The 16,228-nt window shown below is 68.6% G+C and carries 18 protein-coding genes; 8 read left to right on the top strand and 10 right to left on the bottom strand.

Annotated elements, in window-relative coordinates:
• Positions 1 to 48: 48 nt before the first annotated feature.
• Entirely contained in the window at positions 49 to 705 is a 657-nt protein-coding gene (locus tag ACFV15_RS27545; RefSeq protein WP_378353543.1) for a response regulator, read from the bottom strand.
• 5 nt (positions 706 to 710) lie between these two features.
• Entirely contained in the window at positions 711 to 1,865 is a 1,155-nt protein-coding gene (locus tag ACFV15_RS27540) for a sensor histidine kinase (RefSeq protein ID WP_378353541.1), read from the bottom strand.
• A 119-nt stretch (positions 1,866 to 1,984) separates the two neighbouring features.
• Here ACFV15_RS27540 and ACFV15_RS27535 point away from each other — a divergent pair, with 119 nt between their 5' ends.
• The 4 genes from ACFV15_RS27535 (at position 1,985) to ACFV15_RS27520 (ending at position 7,889) form a co-directional block, all read left to right on the top strand.
• Entirely contained in the window at positions 1,985 to 2,728 is a 744-nt protein-coding gene (locus ACFV15_RS27535) for an ABC transporter ATP-binding protein (protein WP_378353540.1), read from the top strand.
• On the top strand, positions 2,728 to 5,166 hold the full coding sequence (locus tag ACFV15_RS27530) for an ABC transporter permease (protein WP_378353538.1): 2,439 nt from the start codon (positions 2,728 to 2,730) through the stop codon (positions 5,164 to 5,166). Before ACFV15_RS27535 ends, ACFV15_RS27530 begins: the two co-directional genes overlap by 1 nt.
• A gap of 122 nt (positions 5,167 to 5,288) precedes the next feature.
• On the top strand, positions 5,289 to 6,302 hold the full coding sequence (locus ACFV15_RS27525) for a YdcF family protein (protein WP_378353536.1): 1,014 nt from the start codon (positions 5,289 to 5,291) through the stop codon (positions 6,300 to 6,302).
• A 48-nt stretch (positions 6,303 to 6,350) separates the two neighbouring features.
• Complete coding sequence (locus ACFV15_RS27520) at positions 6,351 to 7,889, top strand: cytochrome c biogenesis protein DipZ (protein WP_378353534.1); 1,539 nt, start codon at positions 6,351 to 6,353, stop codon at positions 7,887 to 7,889.
• Here ACFV15_RS27520 and ACFV15_RS27515 read toward each other — a convergent pair.
• Positions 7,876 to 8,451, bottom strand: coding sequence for a CGNR zinc finger domain-containing protein (locus ACFV15_RS27515; RefSeq protein WP_378353532.1), 576 nt, complete (start codon positions 8,449 to 8,451; stop codon positions 7,876 to 7,878). The genes ACFV15_RS27520 and ACFV15_RS27515 overlap by 14 nt on opposite strands.
• 65 nt (positions 8,452 to 8,516) lie before the next feature.
• Between ACFV15_RS27515 and ACFV15_RS27510 the strand changes: the two genes are divergently transcribed.
• Both ACFV15_RS27510 and ACFV15_RS27505 read left to right on the top strand, forming a co-directional pair.
• Positions 8,517 to 10,094 (top strand): tannase/feruloyl esterase family alpha/beta hydrolase, encoded by a 1,578-nt coding sequence (locus ACFV15_RS27510; protein WP_378353531.1) that lies wholly within the window; start codon positions 8,517 to 8,519, stop codon positions 10,092 to 10,094.
• A gap of 83 nt (positions 10,095 to 10,177) precedes the next feature.
• Positions 10,178 to 11,281, top strand: coding sequence for an aldo/keto reductase (locus ACFV15_RS27505; protein ID WP_378353529.1), 1,104 nt, complete (start codon positions 10,178 to 10,180; stop codon positions 11,279 to 11,281).
• On the opposite strand, the gene ACFV15_RS27500 is transcribed toward ACFV15_RS27505, so the two are convergent.
• The 5 genes from ACFV15_RS27500 to ACFV15_RS27480 all read right to left on the bottom strand — a co-directional run bounded on the left by ACFV15_RS27500 (position 11,245) and on the right by ACFV15_RS27480 (position 13,851).
• On the bottom strand, positions 11,245 to 11,844 hold the full coding sequence (locus tag ACFV15_RS27500; protein WP_378353528.1) for a TetR/AcrR family transcriptional regulator: 600 nt from the start codon (positions 11,842 to 11,844) through the stop codon (positions 11,245 to 11,247). The two genes, ACFV15_RS27505 and ACFV15_RS27500, sit on opposite strands and share 37 nt — an antisense overlap.
• A 30-nt stretch (positions 11,845 to 11,874) precedes the next feature.
• The gene (locus ACFV15_RS27495; protein WP_378353526.1) at positions 11,875 to 12,603 is read right to left on the bottom strand and encodes a metallophosphoesterase; all 729 of its coding nucleotides are present in this window, start codon (positions 12,601 to 12,603) and stop codon (positions 11,875 to 11,877) included.
• Positions 12,600 to 13,406 carry a hypothetical protein gene (locus ACFV15_RS27490; protein ID WP_378353524.1) on the bottom strand — a complete coding sequence of 269 codons (807 nt, stop codon included), beginning with the start codon at positions 13,404 to 13,406 and terminating at the stop codon, positions 12,600 to 12,602. Before ACFV15_RS27490 ends, ACFV15_RS27495 begins: the two co-directional genes overlap by 4 nt.
• A gap of 12 nt (positions 13,407 to 13,418) precedes the next feature.
• Positions 13,419 to 13,553 carry a hypothetical protein gene (locus ACFV15_RS27485; RefSeq protein WP_378353523.1) on the bottom strand — a complete coding sequence of 45 codons (135 nt, stop codon included), beginning with the start codon at positions 13,551 to 13,553 and terminating at the stop codon, positions 13,419 to 13,421.
• Positions 13,554 to 13,644: 91 nt separating this feature from the next.
• Entirely contained in the window at positions 13,645 to 13,851 is a 207-nt protein-coding gene (locus tag ACFV15_RS27480) for a hypothetical protein (RefSeq protein ID WP_378353522.1), read from the bottom strand.
• A 128-nt stretch (positions 13,852 to 13,979) separates the two neighbouring features.
• On the opposite strand from ACFV15_RS27480, the gene ACFV15_RS27475 reads away from it, so the two are divergent.
• Both ACFV15_RS27475 and ACFV15_RS27470 read left to right on the top strand, forming a co-directional pair.
• On the top strand, positions 13,980 to 14,543 hold the full coding sequence (locus ACFV15_RS27475) for a hemerythrin domain-containing protein (RefSeq protein ID WP_378353520.1): 564 nt from the start codon (positions 13,980 to 13,982) through the stop codon (positions 14,541 to 14,543).
• Between the two features lies 1 nt (position 14,544).
• Positions 14,545 to 15,369 (top strand): family 1 encapsulin nanocompartment shell protein, encoded by an 825-nt coding sequence (locus ACFV15_RS27470; RefSeq protein ID WP_378353519.1) that lies wholly within the window; start codon positions 14,545 to 14,547, stop codon positions 15,367 to 15,369.
• Here ACFV15_RS27470 and ACFV15_RS27465 read toward each other — a convergent pair.
• Together ACFV15_RS27465 and ACFV15_RS27460 are read right to left on the bottom strand one after the other, a co-directional pair.
• Positions 15,359 to 15,817, bottom strand: coding sequence for a winged helix-turn-helix transcriptional regulator (locus tag ACFV15_RS27465; protein WP_378353517.1), 459 nt, complete (start codon positions 15,815 to 15,817; stop codon positions 15,359 to 15,361). The two genes, ACFV15_RS27470 and ACFV15_RS27465, sit on opposite strands and share 11 nt — an antisense overlap.
• Positions 15,818 to 15,860: 43 nt before the next feature.
• Entirely contained in the window at positions 15,861 to 16,082 is a 222-nt protein-coding gene (locus tag ACFV15_RS27460; RefSeq protein WP_378353515.1) for a hypothetical protein, read from the bottom strand.
• Positions 16,083 to 16,228: the final 146 nt, after the last annotated feature.

Below are 16,228 nucleotides of genomic sequence, written 5' to 3'. Positions count from 1 at the left end.
CGTGAGTGGTATGGCCGGTTAGAACCGGTCATACCACTCACGACCACGTCAGACGCACAGCCCGGTGCGCCAGGCCCAAGCCGCGATCTCCACGCGATTGCGCACGGCCAGTTTGCGCTGCACGTTCGCCAGGTGCGTTTTGACCGTCGCCTGGCTCACGAACAGATCCGCGGCGATCTCACTGTTCGTCCGGCCCTGCGCCACCTGGCGGACCACGTCGAGTTCCCGTTCGGTCAGCGGCTCGCTCGGCGCGGCGACCGGAGTCTTGTCCGAGCGGTCGAGCGCGAAATGGGCCAGCAGCCGGGTGGTCACCGTCGGGGAGATCAGCGTCGCGCCCGCCGACGCCGCGCGGACGGCCTCCACGAGGAGCGCGGGCGACATGTCCTTGAGCAGGAAACCGCAGGCACCGTTGCGCAGCGCGCGGTAGACGTACTCGTCGAGGTCGAACGTGGTCGCGATGAGGACGTTCAGCGGGTTGAGCACGCCCGGTCCGGCCAGCAGCCGGGTCGCCTCCAGGCCGTCGAGCTTGGGCATCCGGATGTCGAGCAGGCAGACGTCCGGCCGGAGCCTGCGTGCCTCGTCGACGGCGGACTGGCCGTCGCCGACCGAAGCGACGACCTCGATGTCGGGCTGGGAATCCAGGATCATGCCGAACGCCGAGCGCATCATCTCCTGGTCGTCGGCGATCAACACACGGGTGCTCATCCGCGTCATGATGGCAGAGCCAAGGTCAGTGGCAGCGTCGCGGCCACGCGCCAGCCGTCGTCCGTCGGCCCGGAGGTCAGCGTCCCGCCCGCCGCTTCGACGCGCTCACCCAGCCCGACGAGGCCGAACCCGCCACCGGACGACCCGGCTTTGGCCGAACCGTCGTTGCGCACCACGATCTCCAGCTTGTCGTCGGGCAGCGTGCGCGCGCTGACCTGGACTCCGCTGGCGCCTTCGGCGTGACGCAGCACGTTCGTCAGCGATTCCTGGACCACGTGGTGCACGGCGTCCAGCACGTGCGGGACGAGATAGGTCGCGGCGAGCAGTTCGTCGATCTCGGTGGTGACCGGCGGGCCGACGAAGTGCCCGGTCGCCTCGGACAGCACCGCGCCGAGCGGCTTGCGCACGGGGATCGGCTGATCGTCGCGCAGCACCGTGATCATCCCGCGCATCGACGCCAGCGCCTGCGAACCCGCCTTTTCGATGCCGGCCAGCATCGCGTCGAGTGCCTCCGGGGTCGGCTGCTGCCCGGCCGCCGTGGTGTACCGGACGGCCTGTGCCTGCGCGACGATCGCGGTCACGTGATGGGCGACGAAATCGTGCAGGTCGCGGGCGTAGGTGAGCCGCTGCAGCTGCTTGGCCATCTCGTGGCCGTCGGCACGGCGCAGGTCGTGCAAGCGCAGGTACAGCCCGAGCAAGATCACCAGTATCGCGGCGAAGGAGGTCAAGGTGACGAAGACCTCCAGCTCGGGCCGCTGGATCGTGTAGCACCGGGTCGGCAGCGTCACGATCGCGATGAACTGCAGCGGGACGAGCAGCACCGAGCGCCGGGGTGGCAGTTCGATGATCACCCGCGTCATCAGGCAGGCCAGCGCGATCGTCTCCACCAGGCCGTAGGTGTTGTCCAATCCGTCCGGCAGCGCCTGGCAGAGCAGGGTGAACGCGAGCGAGACGCAGGCGGCTTCCCCGAGCACGACCGGACGCAGTGTGGGCATGGCCAGCACGGCGACCTGGACCAGGCCGCAGATGGCCAGCCCGATGCCCGTGGGCAGCGTTTCCGCGCTGACGCCTTCGAGTACCGCGAGCGTGGCCGCTGTGAGCAGCCCCAAAGCCAGCGCGCCGCGCTGTACCCAGGTGAGCCTTCCGAATGTCGCCAGCATGACTGCCACGTTAGGACAGTTCTCTGAGGACAGTCCTCATTCGTTCGGCGGAGCACGATCGGGTTCACTCGTCAGTTTGGTTGAGCCGGATCCTCGGCGGATCGCGAAGCATGGGCGCCATGAACGAACAAGCTGTCGCCGAAGTGGAGCAACTCGGCAAGGTCTATGGCACCGACGGTGCCGCCGTGGTCGCGCTGTCCGAGGTGTCGGTCCGCTTCCGCCGCGGCGAATTCGCCGCGATCATGGGCCCGTCCGGCTCCGGCAAGTCGACCTTCATGCACTGCCTCGCCGGGCTGGACACACCCACTTCGGGCAAGGCCCGTATCGCGGGCGTCGACCTCGGCTCGCTGAACGACGAGCAGCTGACCCAGGTCCGCCGCGAGAAGATCGGGTTCGTCTTCCAGTCGTTCAACCTGCTGCCCACGTTGAGCGCCTGGGAGAACATCACGCTGCCGTTGTCGTTGTCCGGCAAGAAACCCGACCGGGCGTGGACCGACCAGGTCATCGAAGCGATGGGTCTCAAGGACCGGCTCGACCACCGGCCCGCCCAGCTTTCGGGCGGCCAGCAGCAGCGTGTCGCGTGCGCGCGGGCACTGATCACGCGCCCGGAGATCGTGGTCGCCGACGAGCCGACCGGAAACCTGGATTCCCGGTCCGGCGCGCAGATCCTCTCGCTGCTGCAGCGCTGCGCGCGGCAGTGGCGGCAGACGGTGCTGATGGTCACGCATGACCCGATCGCCGCGGGCTACGCCGACCGCGTCCTGTTCCTCGCCGACGGCCGCCTGGTCGACGAGATGACCCAGCCGACGCCCGGCCGGGTGCTGGACCGCATGCGCCAGTTCGACACGCAGGCGGTGGGCTGATGTTCCGGCTGGCGTTCCGCTCGATACTGGCGCACAAGGCCAGGTATCTGCTGCCCACGCTCGGTGTGGTGCTCGGGGTCGCGTTCGTGGTGGGCTCATTGCTCTACGGTGACGCGGTCAAGACCTCGATCGAACGCGCACAGGCCCGCGCGCAGGCCGACGTCGCGGTGGAGGTGACCCCGGACCGCTACAGCACGCCGATGGGCGACGACGTACTCCAGCAACTCCAAGGCGTGCAAGGGGTCGCCCAGGTCCGGCCGATCGCCGACGGCCGCGCTTTCCTTGTCGGCAAGGACGGCGCACTGGTCGGGCTGCCCGACCGCGCGGTCGGCGTCAGCTACGACCCCGCCCGTTTCCCGCTGCGCGCCGGGAAGGCGCCGAGCGGCCCCGGCGAGGTCGCCATCGACGAACTCGCCGCGAAGAAGGCCGGTTTTCAGGTCGGCGACACGGTGAGCGTGATCGTCAAAGGCGTGGTGCGCCAGGTGAAGCTCGTGGGCGTGTTCGCCGGCGACGACGCGCGGCTGGCCGCGGGCGGCACACTCGTCGCGTTCGACCTGAAGACCGCCGTCGAGCAGTTCGCGCACGTGCCAGGCAGCTACTCGGCGATCGACCTGGTGGCCGCGCCCGGCGTCAGCCAGAACACGCTCGCGACCGGCGTCACCGCCATGCTGCCGAAGACGTTCGACGTCAAGACGGGCGCCCAGCTCAACACCTCGCACAGCGACAACAAGATCACCGAGATCCTGCTGATCTTCGCGGCCGTGGCCCTGTTCGTCGCGGTCTTCCTGGTCGCGAACACGTTCACCATGCTCGCCGCGGCCCGCGCCCGCGAGAACGCGCTCCTGCGCGCGGTCGGCGCGTCACGGAAGTACGTGCTGCGCACGGTTCTCGCCGAAGCGACCGTGCTCGGCCTGATCGCCACCGTGCTCGGGTACCTGCTCGGCATCGGCGCGGCCTTCCTGCTCAACCGCGGGTTCGCGGTGGTCAACGGACCGAGCGTGCCGCTGCAGGTGTTCAGCGTCGGCGCGGTGTGCGCCGCCGTCGGGGTCGGCATCGGCGTGACCACGATCGCCGCCTACCTCCCCGCGCGGCGCGCGGCCGCCATTCCGCCGATCGCGGCACTGCGCACCGGTATCGCGCCGACCGCGAAGTCGTTGCGCCGCAGGAACATCATCGGCCTCGTCGTCACGCTGCTGGGCGCCGCCGTCACCGCGGCCGGTATCCAGACCGAGGACCTGATCTACCTGGGCGCGCCGGTGACCATGCTCGGCCTGATCATCCTGACGCCGTGGTTCAGCCTGGGCCTGACCAAGATCCTGCGCGGCCCGCTGACCCGGCTGAGCGGGATGCGCGGCACACTGGCCGTCGAGAACACCCGCCGCAACCCGCGCCGGACGGCCGCCACCGCGGCGACGCTGATGATCGGCCTGTCCGTGTGCGCCGCGGTCACCGTGCCCATCGCCTCGGTCGCCGCGGCGGACGCGAAGAAGTCGGCGACCGTCGACAAGGCCGACATCGAGGTCACCACGATCGACTGGGCGGACCTCAGCGCGAGCACCGTCGCGGCCATCGCCAAGGTGCCCGGCGTGCAGGCGGTCACCCCGCTGGCGCCGGTCGCCATCCAGCTGGACACCGACGGCTACCTGAACCCGACCGGCGTGGATCCCAAGAATGTCAAGGACTTCCTCCCGCTCACGGTCAAGCAGGGCTCACTCGACCAGCTGGCCAGCGGGCTCGCGGTCTCGGAGCAGGTGGCGGCCAAGCACGGCTGGACCATCGGCTCGGAGGTCTCGGGCACGTTCAAAGCGTCCTCCGGCGACTCGCCGGCGTCACTGCCGATCGTGGCCATCTACGAGGTCCCGGAGTCGGGTGAGCAGGCCCTGATCGCCGCGCCGAAGGACGCGTCGCCCCAGAAGATCCTGGTGAAAGCGGGCCAGGACCCGCCGTCGGTCAGCAAGGCGATCCAGCACGCGCTCGCCAACCCGACCCTGGTGGTCCAGACGAAAGCCGAGGTCGCCGAAGCGGCTGGCTCGAAGGCGGCGGTCTTCCTGAACATCCTCTACGCCTTGCTGAGCGTCTCGGTGCTCATCGGAGCGCTCGGCGTGGTGAACACCATGACGATGTCCACTTTGGAGCGAGTGCGCGAAATCGGCCTGCTGCGCGCGGTCGGCCTCGGCCGCAAACAGGTCGGCTCGGTACTCCGCCTGGAGTCGGTGATCATCGCCATGCTGGGCGCGCTCGTCGGGCTGGTGGCGGGCTGCGCGCTCGGCGCGGTGGCGGTACTGAGCCAGGACAAGCTGACGCTGGTGCTGCCGTGGGAACGCCTGGGTATCTTCGTGCTGGTCACCGTGGCGATCGGAATCCTGGCCTCGCTGTGGCCCGCCCGCAAAGCGGCCCAGACGCCGATCCTGACCGCCATTCACGCGGACACCGAGTAGGCAGGGTCGTGAGTGGTACGGCCGGTTCTAACCGGTCATACCACTCACGACCGGTCACCCGAAAGTGAGGCGGGGCGCCGCGGTCTAGCGTGATCGTGACCGAACCAGAGACTGGAGGTCCCGTGAAGGGCGCCGTTTTCCCGTTCATCATCGCGGCGCTGTGCACGGTGGCCTTCCTGGTGAGCTTCCTCCATGACCGCCGCAGGCTCCGCAACGGCTTCTACCTCTTCTTCGCGTTGTTCTTCATCGGGATCACGCTGCTCGCGCTCCTCGCCGCGGTCTCCCCCGACGCGGCCGCCTGGCTCGTACTCGCCGCCGTGGTGCTCTTCGTCGTGGCCGTGCTCGCGCTCGCGGTCTTCCTGATCTGCAACGGGATCACCATGCTCCGCCGCGAGGGGCGCAGGCCCGCGAATGTGCTGTCGCTGCTGGCGGGCGTCGGGATCGTCGCGCTGATCGTGTTCAACGCGACGGTCTCGCAGATCGGCTGGGTGCCGCTCGACGCGCTGCGCGGAAGCGTCAACGGGATTCTCGCCTACGTGTCGTTCATCTTCGTCTGCTTCCTCCTGTACTCGATCGTCTACGGGCGCATCCACAGCGAGAAGGGCGTGGACTTCGTCGTCATCCTGGGGTCGGGGCTGCTCGGCGGGCGGACGGTGCCGCCGCTGCTGACGAGCCGGTTGAATCGCGGGCTCAGCGTGCTCGCCAAGGAGCACCGCCGGAACCGGGAGCCGCTGATCGTCACCTCGGGCGGGCAAGGGCCCGATGAGGAGTTGCCTGAGGCGCGCGCCATGGCCGACTACCTGGTGACAGCCGGACTGCCGCGGGAGCGGATTCTGCTGGAGGACCGGTCGCGGACGACGTTCGAGAATCTCACGTTCAGCGCGGAGATCATGCGGGAACACAAGAAGGACTACCGCTGTGCCGTGGTGACCAACAACTTCCACGTGCTGCGCGCCGCGCTCATCGCGCGGCGGGCCAAGGTGAACGGACAGGTGATCGGGTCGCCGACCGCCTGGTACTTCTGGCCGAGCGCGACCATCCGCGAGTTCGTGGCCGTGCTCGTCGAGCACAAGATCAAGAACCTGGTCATCTGCGCGCTGATCGTGCTGTCACAGGTGCTGCGAGTTGTGACGTAATTCTTACGTAAGCATTCGTAACCACTCAAGATGGTTACTATCTTGGGCATGTCCACCTTGCTTCTCGTCGGCGTGCTCGCCGGGATCGTCACCAGCCTCTCCCCCTGCGTGCTGCCGGTTCTGCCGGTCGTGCTGACCGCGGGCGCGCGCCGGCCGTGGGGTGTGGTCGGCGGCCTGGTGACGAGCTTCAGCCTGACCACGTTGTTCGGCTCACTCGTGCTCGAGGCGCTGCACCTACCCGGCGAACTGCTGCGGGACGCGGGGATCGCCGCGCTCGTGCTGCTCGGGATCGGGCTGATCGTCCCGCGGGCCGGCCAGCTGCTGGAACGGCCGTTCGCGCGACTGCGCGGCCGCGCGGCCGAACCCGGCGGCAACGGCTTCGCCGCCGGGCTCGCGCTCGGCCTGGTGTACGTGCCGTGCGCCGGGCCGGTGCTCGCGACCATCGCCGTGGTCGGGTCGACGCATCAGATCGGGTTCGACGCCCTGCTGCTGACCGCCGCTTTCGGCGTCGGCACCGGCATTCCGTTGCTCGTGCTCGCGGCGTCGGGCGGCGCGCTGGCGCGGCGCGCGAGCTTCCTGCGCAAGCACGCGCGACGGGTGCGTGTCATCACCGGTGCCGCTTTGGTCGTGGTCGCCGCCGTCACCGCGTTCGACCTCGCCGCACCCTTGCAGCGCATCGTGCCCGACTACACGGCCACGACCCAGCAGGCGCTCGGCGAGAAACAGCTCGACCAGCTCACGCACGCGCCGGACTTCACCGGTGTCACCCAGTGGCTCAACACCGACAAGCCGTTGTCGCTGCCGGAACTGCGCGGCAAGGTGGTCGTGGTCAGCTTTTGGACCTACAGCTGCATCAACTGCCAGCGCGCGCTCCCGCACCTGAAGCAGTGGTACGACACCTACCGCGGCAGCGGGCTCGTCGTGGTCGGCGTGCACACGCCCGAGTTCGCGTTCGAGCACGATCCCGGGAACGTGGCCGACCAGGCCAAGGCGCTCGGCGTCACCTATCCCGTCGCCATCGACAACGACTACGCCACCTGGAACGCCTACAGCAACAACTACTGGCCCGCCGCCTACCTGGTCGACGGCACCGGGCAGATCAGGCGTTCGATCTTCGGCGAGGGTCACTACGCCGAGTTCGAACAGCAGCTCCGCCAAGCGCTCGGCGACGCGGGCGCCCACTCACTCCCCAAGCCCACGGACGTGCCCGACACGACTCCGACGACTTCGCTGACACCGGAGACCTATCTCGGCACCGAACACGCCGGGGGCACCGCCGGGCAGACCCGCGGCTACAGCTTCCCCGCCGAGGTCTCCCCCGACACCTTCTCGCTGGCGGGCACCTGGACGTCCGAGAAGGAATACCTCACCGCGGGACCAGATGCCCGGCTGCGGCTGGACTTCCACGCCATGTCCGTCCACTGGGTACTCGGCGGGTCTGGCACCGTGACACTGGACAACGGGACCACGATCGCCGTTTCCGGCGCTCCCAAGCTGTACACGCTGCTCACCGGTCATTCCGGGCATGGCGTGCTGACGATGACGGTCAGCGCGGGCGTGCAGGCCTACGCGTTCACGTTCGGCTGAGCCGCGACGGGCTCAGCGGCGGATTGCCGCGCTGGCGTGCCCGGTGTGCCAGTGCCTTCATCTTGTTGCCACAGGTGGCCATCGCGCACCACTCGCGGCGAAGGCCTCGGGAGGTGTCGACGTAGACCTGCGTGCACTCCGGGCGGCCGCATTCCTTGAGCAGGTCAGCGTCCGGGCCGCCGAGGATTTCGACGGCGACGCGGGCGACGGACGACAATGCCTGCGCCGGCGTCGCCTCCAGCACGAGCCCGTCCGGCGTGAGCTGGGGAACCACCGGCGGGCGGGCCGCCATCCGGTTGAGCACGGTGACCGAATCGGGGTCGTGGGCCTCCCCCACGATCCGCGCGCGCACAAGGTCGTAAATCGACTCGCGCAGCGCCACGGCCGCGGTGAGATCGGCCTGGTCACTGCCCGGCTCGGCGGCGGCGACCCCGGCTTCGACGAGCCAGGTGTCGAGGTCGTGCGGCAGATTCAGCGTCTCGCGGGGCTCAGCGTTGCGGCGGGCCTTGAGCGTGCCGACGAAGTCCAGCGCGACGTTGCCGCAGGGAAAAGCGTGGTGCATGTCACCATTCTGACAGGTGACGAATAACTTGCGCAACTCGTAACCGCTCTGACAGGTTATTACCCATGAAACGCGTCAAAAGATTCCTGGGGATCGCCGCGCTGATCCCACTCGCCATGACCCAGCTGACCCCGGTGGCGACCGCCGTCACGACCGCGCCCACCTGCGCCGCGATGACCGTCAACTCCCCGCCAGGCGCGAAAATCGAGTCGGTAGCCGCCCAGCGCCACGAAGGCGGGACGGTCACCTTCCCTGCCACCCCGCTCGGCCCCGCACAGGAGATCACCAACGTCCCGGCGTATTGCGAAGTCACCGTGACGCTGACCCACCCGGGCGCGAACGACCACGTCAAGGTCGCGGTCACGCTCCCCGAAACCGGCTGGTCAGGCCGCCTGCAGGCGGCGGGCGGCAGCGCCTACACGGCGGGCGACTTCGGCGCGCCGCTGGTCCAAGCGGTCAAGGACGGCTACACGGGCGTCACGACCGACGCGGGCGTGCCGTTGACCTTTCTCGACACCAGCTGGGCGTTGAGCCCCGACAGGACGCTGAACAAACCGCTGGTGACCAATTTCGCCACCCGCTCGGTGCACGAGTCGGCCGTGATCGGCAAGGACGTCGTGCGCCAGTACTTCCACCGCGCGGTTTCGTACTCCTACTGGAACGGTTGCTCGACCGGCGGCCGGCAAGGCTATTCCGAGGCCCAGAACTACCCGCACGACTTCGACGGCATCCTCGCCAACGCGCCGGCCGTGAACTGGTCGCAGTTCGCCGTCGCGACCCTGTGGCCGCAGACGGTCATGAACAACGATCACCACTTCCTCGCCAATTGCGTGCTCGACGCGTTCAAGCAGGCCGCCATCAAGGCGTGCGACGCGCGTGACGGCGTCGTCAACAGCATCGTCGACCGGCCTGACGAGTGCAGTTACGACCCGCGCTCGCTCATCGGCACCAGGATTCTCTGTGACGGCAAGGAAATCACCGTGTCGGCCGCCGACGCGGACGTCATGCGCAAGATCTGGAACGGCCCGACCGACGAGAACGGCCGCAAGCTCTGGGACGGCCTCCCCAAGGGCGCCGACCCCAGCTGGCTCGCGGGCACGAAGGCCGACGAGAACGGCACCCTCTCCGCGCCCGGCTTCGCGGTGGCCGTCGGCTGGGTGCGGAGCTTCCTGAAGAAGCAGCCCGGTTTCGACACCGCCACGCTCACGTACGCCCAGTTCCGCGACCTCTTCCGCCAGTCGGTGCGTGAGTTCGACGACGTCATCGGCACCTCGGACCCGGATCTGTCGGCGTTCCGCTGGTCCGGCGGCAAGCTGCTGTCCTTCGTCGGCACCTCGGACCAGCTCATCCCACCCGGCGGCACCCTCGCCTACCGTGACCAGGTCGAACGGCGGATGGGCCAGGTCAACGACTTCTACCGTCTGTTCCTCGCACCCGGCGTCGAGCACTGCGCGGGCGGCGCGGGGCCGCAGCCGGTGAACCCGCTGGGCGCGCTGGCCGACTGGGTCGAGCACGGCAAGGCGCCGGCCACCCTCGCGGCGGCCACCGCCACGACGACCCGGAACCTCTGCCCCTACCCGAAGTTCTCCCGCTACAACGGCCAGGGCGACCCGGCTGTCGGGTCGAGCTATCGCTGCCGCTGATTTCCCGGTCGGCCACGGTCACCCCGACCGTGGCCGACTGTTCTGTACTTGCGGGTCCATTTTTGTCTCGCCACGCTGGACTCATGGCACTCGATCAGTACTACCTGCTCGGCCGTTCCGGCCTCCGCGTCAGCCGTCTGGCACTGGGCACGATGAACTTCGGCACCAGCGGTTTCCATGCCTCGTACGGGAAAACCCTCGACGAGGCCCGACCAATCTTCCGGCGGTACCTGGAAGCGGGCGGCAATTTCGTCGACACCGCCGACTTCTACACCGCCGGGGAGAGCGAGACGATACTCGGCGAGCTCATCGCCGAGACCGGATCACGCGACCGGCTGGTGCTCACCAGCAAGTTCACCAACAGCGTCGACCCCGGCGATCCCAACGCGGGCGGCAACGGCCGCAAGCACATCATCCGCGCCGTCGAGGCGTCGCTGCGCCGGCTCGGCACCGACTATCTCGACCTCTACCTGCTGCACACCTGGGACCGGATCACCCCGGTCGACGAGGTACTGCGCACCTTCGACGACCTGGTCAGCGCCGGCAAGATCCGCCACGCCGGGCTCTCGGACGTGCCCGCCTGGTACGCGGCCCGCGCGCAGACGCTGGCCGACACACGCGGACTGGAGCCGATGGTCAGCCTGCAACTCCCCTACTCGCTCGCCGAGCGGACCATCGAGACCGAGCACGTCCCCGCCGGGCAGGCGCTCGGCCTCGGCATCACCGCGTGGAGCCCGCTCGCGGGCGGTTTCCTCACCGGCAAATACCGCGCCTCCGACGAAGGACTCGCCGGTGAGGGGCGGCTCAACGGCCCCGGCGGCGTCGGTCTCGAGTGGACGGACAAGCAGTGGGCTTTGCTGACGACGCTGGAGTCAGTGGCGGGCAAGCTGGACGTGAGCATGGCCCAGGTGGCGCTCAACTGGGTCGCCACGCAGCCGGGGATCGCGTCGGCCATCGTGGGCGCGAGCAGTGCCGGGCAGCTCGATTCGTCGCTGGCCGCACTCGACTTCGAACTACCCGCCGAACTGCGAACCGAGCTTGACGAAGCCAGCGCCGTCCCGCCCGGCAAGCCATACGTGATGTTCACGCCGGAGTACCAGTCCTGGCTGGTCAACACGGGCACGAAGGTCGGCGACAAGCCGGAGGGCTATCACCCGGCGGTGCGCAACTGGGTGTCGCGCAAGTAGTCCAGGTAGAGATCCAGCGCGGCTTCGAGGTGCGCGGACGACCCGGTCGACATCAGGATCGTCACGCCGCCCTGGATCGCCGCGAGCAACGCGCTCGCCGCGCGGACCGGATCCACGTCCCGGATCCGGCCGTCCGCCCGCATCCGGGCGATGCCGGTTTCCAGCTGCCGCTGCCATTGCTCGAGCAGTTGCCGGGTGACGGCCTGCGCGGCGGGTGTGTGCCTGCCGATCTCGGTGATCAGCACACCCAGCGGGCAGTGCACGCCCTGTCGCCGATACCGGTCGATCACGGCGTCACGCCACTGATCCCAGGCCTCCCAGGAGGTGAGCTGCCCGAGAAAGGGCTGCTGGTCGTCGAGCACCCGGTCGGCTTCCCACTGCGCGACAGCGAGCAGCAGCTGCTCCTTGCCCTCGGGAAAGTAGTGGAACAGCTGGCTTTTGCCGGTGCCGCTGCGACGGCAGATGTCGTCGAGGGTCGCCGCGGCCACGCCGTGCTCGCGGATCTCGGCGCCTGCCGCGTCGATGATGCGCTGCCGGGTCGCGGCGCCTTTCTTGGTGAGCACAAGGCCTCCCGCTCTGTACTTATCAGTACATTACGCGGTGACCACCTCGGGGGCGAGGACGTAGGTCGCGTAGGCCGCCCTGATCACCGGCTGGGCGACGTTACGCACCCGGATCCCGCCCGGGGTCACGCCCTGCTCGCAGCCGTAGTGCGCGTGCCCGTGAATCGCCAGGTCGGCACCCTTTTCGTCGATCGGCTCGCAGAGCAGGTACGAGCCGAGGAACGGGTAGATCTCCGGCGGCTCGCCGTGGAGCGTGCCGTTGACGGGCGCGTAGTGCGTGAGCGCCACGGTGAAGTCCGTGTCGAGGCTTAGTAAGGCTTCACGGAACCTGCCCGCGGCTTCAATGGTGTGATCGACGAAAGCCTTCATCTCGCGCTCACCGAACCGGCTCCCGCACTTGCCCGCGAAGCCCCCGCCGAAACCCTTCACCCCGGCCACGCCCAGCGTGCTGCCGTTGATCTCCAGCGTCGTCGCCGTGCCTTCGAGCACGGTGATCCCCACATCCTCCAGCAGTTCGGTGATCGGGGCCTCGGCGTCGCTGTGATAGTCGTGGTTGCCCAGTACGGCGACGACCGGCACCGGCAGGCCCGCGAACTCGTCCGCGACCACCCGGCATTCGTCGAGACTGCCGTGCCGTGTGAGGTCACCGGCGAGCAGCAGCACGTCGGCGTGCTCGGCCAGGTTGTCGAGCGCGGGCCGGTACATGCCGCGCGCGTCCTCGCCGAGATGGACGTCGCCGACCGCCGCGATCCGGATCATCGGAGATCCTCGTGATGCGACGGCTCGCGGACATCGGCGACCCGGACGTCGTTGTGCACCAGCTGGGTGGTCACGTACTCGCGCACGACCGCGTCGAGCTCGGCACGCCGGTTCTCGCAGGCGACCTCGCCGCTGAGGTGCACGTGCTCGCCACGCACGGCGACGTGCACGCCCAGTTCGGCCGTTCTCGGGTCCTCGGCGATCGCCTTGGTCAGCTGCGCCACCAGGTACTGCGGTGTCTCCGGCATGGGTTTCTCCCTCGGTTCGATGACCGCGAGTGCTTCGAGCAGGCTCAGGAACGAAGCGGCATAAGGGGATTCGGCGGTTTCCTCGGCGACGCGGCGCCAGTCCACCTGCTCACGCAGGTCCCTGGCGATCCGCAGCAGCGGTGTGAAGTCACAGCGATGCGGCCCGAGCACGAGCACCTTGTCGACCAGCAGATCGGTGCCCGCGAGCACCGGCGCGGCGGTCGGCCCGATCCGCATCAGCGAGGCGCGGTCGAGCATCTCGTCGGTCACCGGCCGATAGTTGGGCTGGAAGATCAGGTCGACCAGCCGATCGCCGTCGTACACTTTGGACAGCCAGTCCTCCGGCGGCTCGACCGCCCGCATCCCGGCCGCGACCAGCGCGTCCGAAACCACGGACAGGTCCTCCTTCTTGAGGAACAAGTCGACATCATGATCCGACGCGGGCCCGCCACGCGCGTAGACGGCGCAGCCGCCCGCCACCGCGAACCGGACACCGGTCGCGTTCACCGCGGTGACCACTCTGGTCAGCGTCTCCAGTATTTTCCGCTCGTCCACGGCGTCCGCCCGTCAGCCGGACTGGGGATCGGTGTCGTCGTGCTTGTCGCCGTGCGCGGTGCCCTGCTCGCCGCGGATCTCCTCTTTCTCTGCCTGGCTGGTCTTTTCGCGGGTGTCCGGTTCGGTCTTACGCTCGGTTTCGTCCATTCCCAGGCGATGCCCGTTCGGCCCCCGCTCTAAACGGGTCGTGAGTGGTACCGCCGGTTAGAACCGGCAATACCACTCACGACCCCTGGGCTCATGCCGAGGCGAGCACGCTTTCGAGCACACCGGCCTTGATGTCGCCGACCAGCACTTTCAGCTGGTCGAGGCTCATTTCGATCTTCTGGCCGAAGTCGTCGGTGATGACGACACGGCGCTCCGGCGGCGCTTCCTCGGCGAGGTAGAGCTCGGGACAGCCGCAGTCGCATTCGCCGCAGAACGTCGCGATATGCCGCAAAGCCATGGTGGTCGCTCCTCGAACACAGGTATCTCGGACGGGGTGATAGTCGTCGCGGGCCCGCGACGAGTTCCCTGGGTCACCCGGACGGGCTGCGGCGTTTCCGGACGGCCGCGTCGGGGTAAACGATCTGCATGCCCGACATCACCAGCCTGATCTTGGACGACCACGACTGGTTCCGCCGTCAGTTCGCCAGGCTCGACGACCTGACCGAGCCCGACGAACTCGCGAAGGTGTGGCAGCCGCTGGCCGACCTGCTCGACGTGCACGCCGCCGCCGAGGAGGAGATCTTCTATCCCCACCTGCTCCGCCGCGGCGACGACGCCGAGGACGAGACGCTGGACGCGATCGGCGACCACAACGACATCAGGGACGCCGTCCAGGAAGCCGCGCAACACCCGCCCGGCAGCCAGGGATGGCTCGAAGCGGTGCGCAAGGCACGCGAGGCCAACAGTGAGCACATGGCCGAGGAAGAGGACGACGGGCTCGCCGACTTCCGGCGGCACGCGGGCGCCGGGCTGCGCGATGAGCTGGGGCGGAAGTTCCTGGAGTTCAAGAAACGGCACGAAGGCGGCCGCGACCTGGAGGTCAAGGACCTCGACCCGGACAAGTACGTCCAAGAAATCGAAGAAGAGATCAGCAACGCCGCACCGGCTGACGGTTCGCTCGGCATCGGCGGCCTGAAAGGACGGGACTGAGATGAACCACCTGCTACGTGACGTCGCACCGATCACCGCCACCGGCTGGAAGGAGATCGACGACGAGGCCCGCGAACGGCTGCAGACCCATCTGGCCGCTCGTAAGGTCGTGGATGTGGCGGGCCCGCATGGCTGGGACCATTCGGCCACCGATCTCGGCCGGGTGCACGCGCTCGCGTCGTCGCCGCTGGAGTCACCGGAAAAGGGCGTGACGTCCCGTCAGCGCCAGGTGCTGCCGCTGGCCGAGGTCCGCGTCCCGTTCACGGTGTCCCGCGCCGAGCTGGAAAACGCCGAACGCGGAGCCAGCAATCTCGAGTTCGACGACCTCGACCGCGCCGCCCGTCAGATCGCGCTGATCGAAAACCGGGCGGTGTTCCACGGCTGGGCCGACGCGGGCATGACCGGGATCGCCGAAGCCAGCCCGTATGAGAGCACCGCACTCGGCGCGGACGCCGCCGATTACCCCGGCGTGGTCGCCAAGGCGGTCGACACGGTGCGCCAGGCGGGAATCAGCGGCCCGTACGCCTTGGCCATCGGCCCGGCCGGCTACACGAAGATCGTCGAAAGCACCGAACACGGCGGCCGGCTCGTCTTCGACCACGTGCGCCGCGTACTCGGCAACGGCAAGGTCGTGCGGACACCCGGCCTCGACGGCGCGGTCGTGATGAGCCTCGGCGGCGGTGACTTCGTGCTCGAACTCGGCCAAGACCTTTCGGTCGGGTACAGCCACCATGACGCCGAGACGGTCACGCTCTATCTTGAAGAGAGCTTCACGTTCCGCGTGAACGAGCCGGACTCCGCGATCGCACTCACCTTCACCGGCTGACGAAACCCGGTCCCGGCTCGGGCGTCACGGCGTTCGTGGTGATCTCTCCGCCGCAATGACCGCAGGCCAGGAACGGGTCCGCGTGCTCGCCACAGTCGTTGTGCCGCAGCAGGATCGGCGGCCCCTCGGGTGACGGCAGGTACGTGTCGCCCCAGGTCATCAACGCGATCACCGCGGGGAACAGGCCCTTGCCCGAGTCGGTGAGCCGGTACTCGTGCTTGTCCTCCTCGTAGGCGACCTTCTCCAGTAATCCGGCCTCGACCAGCCGCTTGAGCCGGGCGGAGAGGGTCGGCCTCGGGATGCCGAGGTTGCGCGCGAGCTGGCCGTAGCGCCGCACGCCGAAGAACGTCTCGCGCAGGATGAGCAGCGTCCACCGCTCGCCGACGAGTTCGAGCGCGCGGCCGACGGAGTCGGCGGTGAGCCGATGCCGGAAGTCCTGCTCGCTCACAGCTGGCCCGTTTCGGCGGGCAGGCCGAGCAGCAGCCGCCCGGTCAGCTCGAACGTCGCCGGGTTGACCTGGAAATGGTTTCGGCCATTTCCAGCACTTCGGCGGTGGTCGGCTCGGCGCCGCCGAGATCGGCCGTCAAGCCGAGACGCAGCAGGTCGTGCGCCTTCAGCTCCTCGACCAGCGCGGGTGCCAGCTGCCTGCCCTGCTCGGTCTCGTCGGCCAGCGTCCGCGCGAGGACGGCGACCTTCCGCGCACTCGACAGCATGCACCCTCCAACCGGTTCAGTTCCATTACCGGTTCAATATTCTTACCGAAGGGCGCCGTGTCAAGTGTCGTGAGTGGTATTGCGCGGTTATACCCGCCCAAACACACAAGACCACAATCCACCAGCACGTCGACGAAGAAGGTGGG

The sequence above is a fragment of the Amycolatopsis sp. NPDC059657 genome (genome assembly GCF_042734395.1).
GTDB lineage: Bacteria > Actinomycetota > Actinomycetes > Mycobacteriales > Pseudonocardiaceae > Amycolatopsis.
This window is presented reverse-complemented; position numbering and strand designations above follow the sequence as displayed.